The organism is Bacillus sp. FSL K6-0255 (assembly GCF_045040725.1).
GTDB classification, from domain to species: domain Bacteria; phylum Bacillota; class Bacilli; order Bacillales; family Bacillaceae; genus Bacillus; species Bacillus subtilis.
In genome coordinates, this window is the sequence record NZ_CP150278.1 from 865,975 (window position 1) to 878,319 (window position 12,345).

Annotated in this window: 12 protein-coding genes; 8 read left to right on the top strand and 4 right to left on the bottom strand. The window is 46.3% G+C overall.

Features of this window, described 5'->3' with window-relative positions; genetic code table 11:
• Positions 1-57 precede the first annotated feature (57 nt).
• The 5 genes from lnrJ to lnrN all read left to right on the top strand — a co-directional run bounded on the left by lnrJ (position 58) and on the right by lnrN (position 5,371).
• Positions 58-1,260, top strand: a complete 1,203-nt coding sequence (gene lnrJ / locus MHB62_RS04370; RefSeq protein WP_009966811.1) for a two-component system sensor histidine kinase LnrJ — start codon at positions 58-60, stop codon at positions 1,258-1,260.
• Positions 1,257-1,919 carry a two-component system response regulator LnrK gene (gene lnrK, locus MHB62_RS04375; protein WP_003242530.1) on the top strand — a complete coding sequence of 221 codons (663 nt, stop codon included), beginning with the start codon at positions 1,257-1,259 and terminating at the stop codon, positions 1,917-1,919. Before lnrJ ends, lnrK begins: the two co-directional genes overlap by 4 nt.
• Before the next feature lie 143 nt (positions 1,920-2,062).
• Complete coding sequence (gene lnrL / locus MHB62_RS04380; RefSeq protein ID WP_015715523.1) at positions 2,063-2,998, top strand: linearmycin resistance ATP-binding protein LnrL; 936 nt, start codon at positions 2,063-2,065, stop codon at positions 2,996-2,998.
• Positions 2,999-3,009: 11 nt separating this feature from the next.
• Positions 3,010-4,200, top strand: coding sequence for a linearmycin resistance permease LnrM (gene lnrM / locus MHB62_RS04385; RefSeq protein ID WP_015715524.1), 1,191 nt, complete (start codon positions 3,010-3,012; stop codon positions 4,198-4,200).
• A 13-nt stretch (positions 4,201-4,213) separates the two neighbouring features.
• Positions 4,214-5,371 carry a linearmycin resistance permease LnrN gene (gene lnrN / locus MHB62_RS04390; RefSeq protein ID WP_003233589.1) on the top strand — a complete coding sequence of 386 codons (1,158 nt, stop codon included), beginning with the start codon at positions 4,214-4,216 and terminating at the stop codon, positions 5,369-5,371.
• A 72-nt stretch (positions 5,372-5,443) separates the two neighbouring features.
• Here the strand turns inward: lnrN and padR are convergent, their stop codons facing one another.
• The gene (gene padR / locus MHB62_RS04395; protein ID WP_003233588.1) at positions 5,444-5,992 is read right to left on the bottom strand and encodes a transcriptional regulator PadR; all 549 of its coding nucleotides are present in this window, start codon (positions 5,990-5,992) and stop codon (positions 5,444-5,446) included.
• Positions 5,993-6,264: 272 nt separating this feature from the next.
• On the opposite strand from padR, the gene estB reads away from it, so the two are divergent.
• Both estB and MHB62_RS04405 read left to right on the top strand, forming a co-directional pair.
• Positions 6,265-6,897 (top strand): esterase EstB, encoded by a 633-nt coding sequence (gene estB, locus MHB62_RS04400; protein WP_015715525.1) that lies wholly within the window; start codon positions 6,265-6,267, stop codon positions 6,895-6,897.
• Between the two features lie 188 nt (positions 6,898-7,085).
• Positions 7,086-8,174, top strand: a complete 1,089-nt coding sequence (locus MHB62_RS04405; RefSeq protein ID WP_003233584.1) for an acyltransferase family protein — start codon at positions 7,086-7,088, stop codon at positions 8,172-8,174.
• Between the two features lie 35 nt (positions 8,175-8,209).
• Here MHB62_RS04405 and MHB62_RS04410 read toward each other — a convergent pair whose 3' ends face one another.
• Positions 8,210-8,827 carry a TetR family transcriptional regulator gene (locus tag MHB62_RS04410; protein ID WP_003243967.1) on the bottom strand — a complete coding sequence of 206 codons (618 nt, stop codon included), beginning with the start codon at positions 8,825-8,827 and terminating at the stop codon, positions 8,210-8,212.
• A complete protein-coding gene (locus MHB62_RS04415; RefSeq protein WP_003242507.1) occupies positions 8,793-10,046 on the bottom strand; it encodes an MFS transporter in 1,254 nt (417 codons plus the stop codon). Before MHB62_RS04415 ends, MHB62_RS04410 begins: the two co-directional genes overlap by 35 nt.
• A gap of 123 nt (positions 10,047-10,169) precedes the next feature.
• Here MHB62_RS04415 and bstA point away from each other — a divergent pair, with 123 nt between their 5' ends.
• Positions 10,170-10,706, top strand: coding sequence for a bacillithiol transferase BstA (gene bstA, locus MHB62_RS04420; RefSeq protein ID WP_029726848.1), 537 nt, complete (start codon positions 10,170-10,172; stop codon positions 10,704-10,706).
• On the opposite strand, the gene MHB62_RS04425 is transcribed toward bstA, so the two are convergent.
• Positions 10,703-12,259: an MFS transporter gene (locus MHB62_RS04425; protein WP_003243108.1), complete on the bottom strand. Its 1,557-nt coding sequence runs from the start codon at positions 12,257-12,259 to the stop codon at positions 10,703-10,705. The genes bstA and MHB62_RS04425 overlap by 4 nt on opposite strands.
• Between the last annotated feature and the right edge of the window lie 86 nt (positions 12,260-12,345).

The window sequence follows — 12,345 nt, forward strand, 5'->3', positions numbered from 1 at the left end:
AAAAATGCCCTGAGGCAGGTATGATAAGAAGGGAATTGGGTATCGGGAGTGATGAGCGTGAAAGCTCTTTTTTTTACGAGAATGTTCACCTTGATGGTGAGCTGTTTAATGTATCTGTCCATTGTGAAAGAGGATAACTGGTTTGGATATGTATTTATAGCAGCAGGTGCTGCCATGTATGCAGCCAATCATGTTTTGCTGACAAAAGAGACAAATGCCATCTGGTTCTGCCTGATTGATATTGCAATCGGCTTTTCGTTCGGATTTATCTTTCCCGGCACAGGTTTGTTCATTATTATGCTTTGTCCGGTTGCGGTCGCCTTTTTTCTGCGGGGGTTTCCTAAAAGAACAGCATGGTCTGTCTTATGTCTTTCCTCTATTTTATTTTTGACCGTCCTCATCCGTACATATGCGATGTTCGGCAATGAATTTGTCATTGATCATTTGACTAGCATGACATTCGTTGTCTTCTGCGGTGTCGTGGGCAAATTAATCCGCAAGCTGTTGGATGCGCAGGATACGGCAAAACAGCAGTTTCAGGAACTGACGGAGTCCCATCTGGCGCTGTCTGCTGCACATCAGGAGCTCCATTTATATGCGAAGCAGGTTGAAGAGCTGACTGCCATTTACGAGCGGAACAGAATGGCGCGTGAAATCCATGATACAGTGGGGCATAAAATGACGGCCCTTCTCGTCCAGCTGCAGCTTTTGCGTGAATGGCAAAAAAGAGACAGCCAAAAAGCGGATGAGACAGTAGGTGTCTGTGAAACACTTGCCCGTGAAGCGCTTGATGATGTCCGCTTATCAGTACGCACTCTGCAAACTGAAAACGATCCTTCGCTAATCGAATCGCTGAAACAGCTGACAGAGGACTTTTGCAAAAATGCAGGAGTCACAACAGAATTTGCGGTCAGCGGTGATCCTGCAATCATCCCGCTGTCTCTCCATCCGACCCTGATCAGAACGGTGCAGGAAGCACTGACCAATGCCAAACGGCACGGCGGCGCCGCAGCCTGTTCGATACAGCTTGCCTGCACAACGGACAGCATCAGCCTTGTCATTAAGGATGACGGCAAAGGCAATCCTGAGGCAGCACTTGGTTTTGGTCTCTTGAATATGAAAAAGCGGGCAGCGGAGCATGGCGGAATGATCCGCTTTGAAAGCGAACGGGATCAAGGATTTACTGTAAATGCAGAATTTTCACTTGCCAATAAAAAATGGAGCTTCGGGCCCGTGCAGCAAAAGGAGAGTTTATCATGATTAAGATCATCATTACCGACGATCAGGATATCGTCAGAGAAGGGCTGGCATCCCTGCTCCAGCTCCGAGAAGAGCTCGATGTGATCGCAACGGCGCGAAACGGACAGGAAGCCTTCGAAAAGGCGAAAGAGCTGGAGCCGGATATCGTGTTAATGGACATCCGCATGCCGGTTTCCAACGGGGTGGAGGGAACAAAATTAATCACAAGCTCGCTGCCAAGCGTAAAGGTTTTGATGCTGACAACCTTTAAGGATTCAGCGCTGATTGCTGAAGCGCTTGAAGAGGGAGCAAGCGGGTATCTGCTGAAGGATATGTCTGCAGATACGATTGTAAAAGCAGTGATGACTGTTCATTCTGGCGGAATGGTGCTTCCGCCGGAATTGACTGCCCAAATGCTGAATGAATGGAAGCGTGAAAAACAGCTGAAAGGAATAAATGAGATAGAAAAACCTAACGAGCTGCTCGACCTGACCGAGCGCGAAATCGAAGTTCTGGCTGAGCTGGGATACGGGCTGAATAACAAAGAAATTGCCGAAAAGCTTTACATTACAGAAGGCACAGTCAAAAACCACGTTTCAAATATTATCAGCAAGCTGGCTGTCAGGGACAGAACCCAAGCCGCCATTTACTCGGTCAGATATGGTGTATCTGTCTTTTGACATATGACGTTTTGCATATACGCTTCTCTGAAAAGGCCTTTTACAGGCCTTTTTTTCATGCCCTATGTTCTATCTGCCGCTACATGCCGCACGCCTTTCTTTCTTCTACAATGGCAATGGATCAAAAAAAGGAGTGAGACGACGTGCTGCAAGCAGAAAACATCAAAAAGGCATACGGAAAAAAAACAATCGTGAAAGGCATTTCTTTTTCCCTCAAAAAGGGGGAGTCGTTCGGTCTGCTCGGGCCTAACGGTGCGGGGAAATCCACAACCATCTCGATGATTTCCGGCCTTGTGCCGCATGACAGCGGGAACATCACGGTGGGCGGCTATGTTATCGGAAAAGAAACGGCCAAAGCGAAACAAAAAATCGGCATTGTTCCGCAGGAAATTGCATTATATCCGACGCTGACGGCTCATGAGAATCTTATGTTTTGGGGGAAAATGTACGGACTTACGCACGGTGAGGCCAAAAAAAGAGCGGCTGAGGTCCTTGAATATGTCGGTCTGACTGAGCGGGCTAAAGATAAGATTGAAACATTTTCCGGGGGGATGAAACGAAGAATCAACATCGGTGCGGCTTTAATGCATAAGCCCGAGCTGCTGATTATGGATGAACCGACTGTCGGTATTGACCCTCAATCGAGAAATCACATTTTAGAAACAGTCAAACAGCTCAACGAAACGGGCATGACGGTGATCTATACGAGTCATTACATGGAAGAAGTTGAGTTTTTATGCGACCGGATCGGGATAATTGATCAGGGGGAAATGATTGCGATTGGCACAAAAACTGATTTGTGCAGCCGCCTTGGGGGCGATACCATCATTCAGCTCACGGTCAGCGGGATCAATGAAGCGTTTCTTGTGGCGATCCGAGCTTTGGCCCATGTGAATGATGTAACAGTACATGAATTAGAGCTCAAAATTGATATTTCTGCGGCTCATCATGAGAAAGTCGTCACCAGCCTGCTTGCTGAAGCTGCTGCTCATCATATAAACCTGCTGTCCCTTCAGGTGCAGGAACCGAATCTGGAGCGCCTGTTTCTGAATCTGACCGGCCGCACGTTGCGGGATTAGGAGGGACGGCTATGAAAAAAAGTATATGGATCGCCTGGAAAGATGTCAAAATCAGAATCACGGACAGAAAAGGGTTTATGCTGCTTATCCTAATGCCGCTCATCCTAACATGTATTTTAGGGGCGGCGCTCGGATCAGTTGTTGACGGAGGCAGCCGGATTGATGACATCAAAGTCGGCTACATTCAATCAGACCAGTCAGATGCAACGAACATGTTTACAAAAGATGTTCTCAAAAAAATGAAGTCGATAAAGGCCACAAAAGCCGGCAGCGAAGACAAGATGAAGAAGCTGATTGATGAAAAGAAAATCGATGTAGGCATCGTCATCCCGAACCATTGGGAAGCCGGCAAAACCTCAGCTGTTGTTTATGCCGCACCTGATCAAACATTGAAAAGTTCCATCATCGAAACAGCTGCCAGCTCTTTTATAGAGCAATATAAAGCGGTAAAGGAAGCCGCGTCAGCCTCAATGGACTACATCAGCAAAACGGAAGCTGTACAGCAAGGAAAACTTGACCCTGCACAGTTTGCAGAAAAGCTGGCAAAGACGTTAGAAAAAGAAACAGGTGACAAGCTGACTATTGCGGAAAAATCTGTCGGCAGCAAAGCCGTTACCAGTTTTCAATACTATTCGGCGGCAATGCTTTGCATGTTTATGCTGTTTCATATCACAGTCGGGGCGAAATCGTTTTTACAGGAAAAGGATACGGAGACGCTTGCCAGAATGCTGATGACGCCTGCGCAAAAATCCGTCATTCTCTTCGGAAAATGGCTTGGGACGTATCTGTTTGCCATCATACAATTTTTCATATTTCTGATCGTCACAATCAATGTATTTGGTGTGGACTGGGGCGGTAATCTGCTGTTTGTGAGTGTACTCGGGCTTTCTTACGCCGCAGCTGTATCTGGTATTTCAATGCTGCTTGCGTCGTGCATCAGCGATATGAAATCTGCAGACTCGATAGGCGGCTTCGGCATTCAATTGCTTGCGGTTCTCGGCGGGTCCATGCTGCCGCTGTACCAATTTCTGGACGTCTTGCAGTCTGTATCCAAAGCGGTGCCAAATCGCTGGGCGCTTGACGGCTTTCTTTCTTTAATGGAAGGGGGAGGCTGGGCTGACCTTCAAAAGCCTGTGCTTCTTTTTGCGGCGATCGGTCTTTGTTCACTTGTAATTGGTATCAGACGGCTTCATACAAGATAAGGAGGTACAAAAGGTGAAAAAAATCATAGCCATTTGCGGCATTGAGCTTTCTCTCATTTTTAAGAAGCCACAGAACTATTTGATCATGTTTGCTGCCCCGCTTTTGCTTACCTTTGTATTTGGGAGTATGCTCGGCGGCAATGATGATAAGGTGCGGCTTGCAATCGTTGATCAGGACGATACGATTCTCTCACAGCATTATATTCGGCAGCTGAAGGCACACGATGATATGTATACATTCGAAAACGTGCCTGAAAACAAAGCGTCAGAAAAGCTGAAACAAAAGAAAATTGCCGGGATCATCGTCATTTCCCGCTCGTTCCAGACACAGCTGGAAAAAGGCAAACATCCTGAGCTGATTTTCCGTCACGGCCCTGAGCTGGCGGAAGCGCCGATGGTCAAACAATATGCAGAAAGCACATTGGCAACGCTCAATATTCAGGTGACCGCGGCGAAAACGGCATCTCAGACTGCGGGAGAAAACTGGAAGGCGGCGTATAAAACCGTTTTCGCCAAAAAACATGAAGATACGGTTCCGGCTGTAAAACGACAGATGCTCAGTGATAAAAAAGAGGGTGCGGAAGCAAGTGACACAGCCTCCAGAGCAGCAGGTTTTTCCATCCTGTTTGTCATGCTGACCATGATGGGAGCGGCTGGAACCATTTTAGAAGCAAGAAAAAACGGCGTCTGGTCCAGATTGCTTACAGCCTCTGTCAGCCGAGCTGAAATCGGTGCTGGGTATGTGCTGTCCTTCTTTGTCATTGGCTGGATTCAATTTGGCATATTGCTTCTTTCCACCCATTGGCTGTTTGGCATCAACTGGGGGAATCCGGCTGCAGTTATTGTATTAGTGTCACTTTTTCTATTGACCGTTGTCGGCATTGGATTGATGATTGCGGCCAACGTCAGAACGCCAGAACAGCAGCTTGCGTTCGGCAACTTGTTTGTCATCGCAACATGTATGGTGAGCGGGATGTATTGGCCGATCGACATTGAACCGAAATTTATGCAATCCATCGCTGAATTTCTTCCGCAAAAGTGGGCGATGAGCGGGCTGACGGAGATTATCTCTAACGGTGCCCACGTCACAGATATTCTCGGGATCTGCGGCATTTTGCTTGCATTTGCTGCGATCACTTTCGCAGCGGGGCTGAAAGCGCTCCGAGCCTAAAAAACATCTGCCGTTTAGGCAGATGTTTTTTTGCATGTGGGTACATCCGTATGGGTGTAGCCTGAACTGCGGTTAATCCTTATCTATCATAGCTAAAATTGATTCCAGCCAAGAAACGTAATTTTTCTCCCGCTCCAGCGCTTTCGTCAGCACAAGATAGTGGCCGAAGTCCGGTGAAGAAAATGACATCGGCTCTGCTGAAGCCATAAGCTTTTCATAGCTTCCCTGTAAGTCAGAAAGCTTGGCCTGGCGTTTTTGCAGCTGGTCTTTGAACAAATCAGAAGCCTCCTGGCGCGATAGACAAGAAATGAAATAAGCCTTCAGCATAAATTCATCCTTCACCGTCTCGGGTATCGGCTGGTGGCGGATCAGCCAGTCATGCAGCTCCTGCTTTCCGCTGTCTGTCAGGGTGTACATCTTTTTCTCCAGCTTTGTGCCCTGAATCGTTGTCCGAAACGTGATAAATCCTTCATCCGTCAGCTTTTTGAGCTCAGGGTAAATCTGGCTGTGCTTGGCGCTCCAAAACTGGCCGAGCTCCTCTTTAAAATAACTCGTAATATCGTATCCACTCAATTCGCCTTTTCGCAAAAGCCCTAATATGGCGTATTTTAATACTCTCATGCTATCCTCCGTGTCTGGCTGTTTCGCAAAACAGATGAGCCGGTGCTCAACTGTGATTCTAACTGCCTATTCCCCTTATTATAGAAAAGGGAGGAAGGGAACACAACCGGGCTCTTTGGAAATGAAGATAAAAGGTTTGTCAGAAGGTATCCGATTTATCTCCGTCAATATAAAAGAGATTTAAATTTAATTTTCAGAAAAAATAGTAACCATATTGATTTTTTATGTATAATAGGAAATTGGTGGTATGAACATGTTAAGGGGGAATAAACGTGAAAAAAGTACTTATGGCATTCATTATTTGTTTATCGCTGATTCTATCTGTTTTAGCCGCTCCGCCGTCTGGCGCAAAAGCTGAATCAGTACATAATCCTGTCGTTCTTGTTCATGGAATAAGTGGTGCATCATACAACTTTTTCGCTATTAAAAACTACTTAATTTCTCAAGGCTGGCAAAGCAACAAACTATACGCAATTGATTTTTATGATAAAACAGGAAATAACCTAAATAACGGCCCGCAGCTTGCTTCATATGTTGACCGTGTTTTAAAAGAGACGGGGGCAAAAAAAGTAGATATTGTGGCTCATAGTATGGGAGGCGCCAATACGCTGTACTATATTAAATATTTAGGCGGGGGCAATAAGATTCAAAATGTCGTAACGCTTGGAGGGGCTAATGGTTTAGTATCATCAACCGCGCTGCCGGGTACAGATCCTGATCAAAAGATCCTCTATACATCTATTTACAGTCTCAATGATCAAATTGTCATCAATAGCTTGTCTCGGTTACAAGGAGCGCGAAACATCCAGCTTTATGGCATCGGTCATATTGGCTTGCTCTCTAATAGCCAAGTGAACGGCTATATCAAAGAAGGGCTGAATGGCGGAGGCCTCAATACAAATTAATATCTTCAAAAAACAACCTGCTGTCTCCGTTACAGTGGGTTTTTTCGTCTGAGAAAGCCATAGGGTCTTATGACCTTAGTCTATCATGCATACGTCAATTTATGACATCAGGCACTTTTTCAAATAGAGCGGACATGTTAAGGTACAACCATCGATTTCTATCAATTTGAAATAAAAGGAGCGCTGTTATGCAAATTAAAGAAATTTTTATGATCCGCTGCATTTCGTGCTTAAGTGTCGTCTTGCTCCATATCATTTCAATGGTCCTGATGCTTCAGGCAGAAGCTCTTGCAGATATTTCTCACACTGTTGATTCTTTCCGAACACTCCTGATGTTCAGCACGCCCGCTTTTATTTTCATCTCTGAATTTTTACTGGCCCGTTCTTATCCTGATGGGGTGCCTGACGGTTTTTTAAAGAAGCGGGGAAAAGTGATTTTTGTTCCTTTTTTATTTATCGCGGCCATCGATGCGCTGCTGATGACCAGTGCGATGGGGGGAGAGGTAACCTTTCTCGCGTTTGTGCAAAAATATCTGTCGAACGTATTCTTAGGAAACTTTATCGGATACTTCATTCTCGTCATCTTTCAATTTTACATGCTGCATATGATGTTTCATGAGTACTTGAAAAAAGCATCGCCGAAATGGGTGCTGTCTATCTCATTTGTGGTGACAGCCGCTTATTTAGGCTATTTCTCCGCAGCCAGCCTGGCTCCTGCTTCTGAAGAGGGCGGGGCATTTCCGTTCTTCTGGGTTCCGTTCGCAGGCTGGCTTTTCTACTTTTGTCTAGCCTACTATTGCGGAAAAGAATACAAGCGTTTTTTAGCGCTGCTGAACCAATACCGCTGGGTGGTGTACGGCGCTGCAATTGCTTCTGGGGCGCTGGTTGTCACTGTTTCTTATGTCGGTGAAATCGGCATGATCAGCTCGAAGCGGCCTGATATCATGCTGTATTCAACAAGCATGATTTTCCTGTGTTTTCACTTGTTTTCCAAAATGAAGCATGTGCCGAAAATCATGATGTTTATCAGCAACTATTCCTTTTCGATTTATCTGCTTCATGCCTATTTTATGATTATAGGCTACGTGTTGCTTTTGAATATGCCCGAAATTCCTGCCGTACCGGCTGTTCTCCTGCTGTTTGCCGTGTGTACAGCCGGCCCGATTCTGACCTCGTGGGCACTGAATAAATTCAAATACGGGTATTTATTTGTGGGGAAAATTTATCAGCCAAAACAGAAGAAGGTAACAGTCGAAGTGCGTGATCACGCAGGGTGAAAAACAAGCGGCAGGGGGGCTCCTGCCGCGTTTCTTTACTTCTCATCCGCTTGCAGAACTGTTTTTAAATATAGTTTTGCAGACTCAGCAAGTCCAGATACATCAGCCTTTTCTTCATCGAAATACAGGGCGTTTTGAATGATGCCGTCATTCATATTGAGGAAAAACTTGGCGATAGTCGCAAGAGGCTGAACCGGCTGAAACTCTCCCTGATCGATCCCTTTTTGCAATAGCCTTGAAAACCTTTCCACAAAAAGATCATACCTTTTCTCCAAATACTGCCGCCGTTCTTCATTGCGCCAAGCTGTCACTAAATATTCAAATTGCACCGGCGCCAGCGTATCTGCTACATCTCGCAGGCCCTCAGTCAGTTCATCCAAATAGCTGGAAATGGAGGCCCAAACACTTTGGTGTTCAGCTGATTTATCAAGCTTTCGGAGTCCTTCATCCAGCCCTGTTTCAATAATGCGGCGAAACATCTCCTCAGTGCTTGAAAAATAAAGATAGACACCGCCCCGGCTGAAACCTGACTCTTCTACAACATCCTTCATCGTCGTTAATTCGAATCCTTTTCGTTTAAAAACCGTTTTGGCAGCCTCTAAAATCTCTGCCTGCCGTTTATCCTTGTGCTCCTTTGTTACTTTTGGTGACAAGATATCGCCTGCTTTCTGCAATTTTCTTACCTATAAGTGTAATCAACCCAATCATGATCAGCAAGCAGCCACAGACAAGAAAAGCAAGTGATACACCGATCCATTCCGCCAGCACGCCCCCGCCCGCCATGCCGAGGATAGAGGCGAGGGTTGTCGCACTCTGAATAGCGCCGAACACCCTACCGCTGTAATCGACAGGCACTGTTGTTTGCACGAGAATCTGAAATGGAATATGGACGAGGCCGAAAGCCGCCCCCATGATGAAAAAAGCAAATATAAAGAGAGTGATGCCGGCAATTCCCATACCGCTTAGGAATGGCGCACCTCCAGTTGCTAGTCCAAGAAGAAGGGTTCCAGCTGAGAAATAAAGCAAATAAGAAGTGATTCGCCGTCTGCCGGTAATGGCCGCTGTAAGGAGCATCCCGGCTCCGCTTACGGCCATGCACCAGCCTGCCAGCTCGGGCGGAGCTCCTGAAAAGGAGCGGATAAGAATAATCGCTTGGGAATCACCAATCTGCAAAACAAAGAGAACGACACAAGCTGTTAGTAAGCCTGTTAATAGAAGCGGCATCCGTTTCAAAAACTGAAGGCCTTCCTTGATAGAAGTAAGTGCTGCTGTTTTTTCTTGAGGTGTATTGGCTTTTTGTAAAAAAGCATCTCTGGGAAGGAAAAACAAAATGACAGCGGAAAGAAAGAAGGCGCCGGCGTTTATATAAAAAACAGAGTGTATCGAGAAAGCAGCGATCAGCGTGCCGCCAAGGGCAGGGCCGAAGATTTTTGAGCTGTTATCAATGATGCTGCTGACGGAAACGGCCTGCTGAATGTGTGCTTCCGGAGCCAATTCCTTAAGCTTTCCGTTTTTAGCAGGTAAAAAAAGTGAAGAAAAACAGCTCTGAACGGATAGCAATACGTAAAGCTGCCAAAGCTCACTGACATAAACGCAGCTGATAACAGTGAGGGCACGGCCGATTTCAGATAGAAACATGATCGTTTTTCTGTCAAAACGGTCGGCAAGCAGACCCGATACAGGTCCGAGTACAATGACAGGCAAAGCAAACGACATCATTAAAAGCGACATATCTAATGGAGAAGCATGAAGCTGAAAAGCGGCTAATGTTAGCACGGCCAAAATGTGAAGCCAGTCTCCAAGTGAAGAAATGGTTTGCGAGGCTAACAGTGTCATCAGTCCTTTTTGATTGCGAAACAACGGTTTTTCCATGATTCATCCTCCTGATTATTAAAATGACACTAGTGTCGTTTTTAATTGTATGGGAAAAAGACACAATATACAATCTTTTTCTTGTAAAATAAAGGAGAAGATTGAATAGAAGGGAGAACATTCATGACATCAGTCAATCTAAGCTACCCAATAGGAGAATACAAGCCGAGGGAATCCATATCGAAGGAGCAAAAAGATAAATGGATTCAAGTACTTGAAGAAGTGCCGGCAAAATTGAAGCAAGCTGTAGAGGTCATGACGGACAGCCAGCTTGACACACCGTACCGGGACGGTGGATGGACCGTTCGGCAAGTTATTCATCATCTGGCTGACAGTCATATGAACAGCTATATTCGTTTTAAATTGAGCTTGACGGAGGAGACACCGGCTATCCGTCCGTATGATGAAAAAGCATGGTCGGAGCTAAAAGACTCGAAAACGGCAGATCCGAGCGGCTCACTTTCGCTTTTGCAGGAGCTACACGGAAGATGGACGGCTCTGCTCCGCACCCTGACGGATCAGCAATTTAAGCGCGGATTTTATCACCCTGATACAAAGGAGATCATTACCCTGGAGAACGCGCTCGGCCTGTATGTCTGGCACTCACATCACCATATCGCTCATATTACGGAGCTTTCCAGACGGATGGGGTGGTCTTAACGCTTTTGCCGGCGGAAAGCCGGAATACTGATAGCAGCAATCACCAGAAGTGAGACCACAGCAGCCGCTGCATATAAATGATCATAGCCGCTGGCGACACTCGCATGAATGGCGTCGCTTATCGCGGTTTTGACTTCAGGAACGGGAATGCGTTCGATTTGTTCTTGTAAAGAAGAAACTTCAGAACTGTCGATCTCCGGAATCATCTGCATCGCCTTTTCTGAATATCCGCTGTCCGATAAGCGGCTGTTGATCTCATCACCTATTTGGTCAAACCCGGCTGTGATAAAACCTGCATAAAGAGTAGGCGCCAAGGTCAGTCCAATTTGCCTTACTAATGAAAGCGTGCCAAGAGCTGTACCCTTATTTGTTTTTGCCGCTTCTGATACAAGGACGTTCAGCGGAGCGCCTAACAGAAAGCCAAAACCGATCCCAGCTGCCACACTTGCGATCACAAACTCCCATTTTTCCGTGACCCAGAGCGGAAATAAAGCAAACCCCGCACATGAGATGATTCCCGAAAGAATAACGGTTTTTACAGGACCTTTTTTGTCGGTAAGTGCTCCGCCAAGCCAAGCGCCGATTCCGGAAGCCAACGCAAGCGGTGTCATCCAATAGCCTGCTTTTGCGGCAGGGACACCCAAATACTGTTCGACATATGACGGGATAAAAATGACTGCCGCCAAGAGCCCCCCGGATAACAAACCGATGATAAGCGTGCGCTGAAACATATGGTTTCGCAGCAGAGAATACGCCAAAATGGGATCGCCTCCTCGCATTTCAACTCTCTTTTCATACGAGATAAGCGCTGCAAAACAGAGTATGCCAAAAATAATACATCCATAAACCTCCGGATTCCCCAAGCTGTGTAAGAGATTTGCCCCGTCAAGATTGGTCATGCCGTACATCACAGCTAAAATCGACAGGGACAAAAGGAAGATTCCGGCCGCATCGAGGCGCTTAGCCTCAGGTGCTTTTGTTTCCGCGATAAAACATGCGCCGAAAACAACCAATAGCACGGCAATCGGCAAATTAATCAAAAATAGCCAATGCCAAGACCCGGTCCAATCAAGCAGAAAGCTTCCGATATTTGGCCCGAGCACAGCGGCCATCCCGTTCATTGCGCCAAGCAGCCCAAGCGCCTTCCCCTGTTTTTCCTTTGGAAGGGTCGCGAGAATGTGAGAGCTGCCGATGATGAAAATCCCGCCGCCTCCAAGCGCCTGAATCAGCCGCGATATCAGAAAGAGCGGGAAGCTTTGGCTCAAAGCAACAAGCAAAGAACCAAGTCCGAACAGGCAAACCTCAATGAGAAAGAGTTTTTTTCTGCCGTAGCGGTCGGAAAGTTTTCCGACGATTGGCACACTGACGCTAAGACCGAGCGTATAAAGGGTAATGCCCCATGATCCCCAGGAAGGGGAAACGGAAAACGACTCGTTTATCGTTGTTAAAGCAGCCGAAATAATTCCGTTATCTAAAGCAGCCATAAACACGCCAATCGTAAACAGGCTGATTGCCCACTTTTGGCTTTTCTGCTCTGTTAATGCTTCAGACATTTTCGTCAACTCCTTTTAGTTCACTTGAAATATATTATTCATTTTAAATGAACTAAATGTCAAATAAAAAAAGCCTGCTCCCGCAG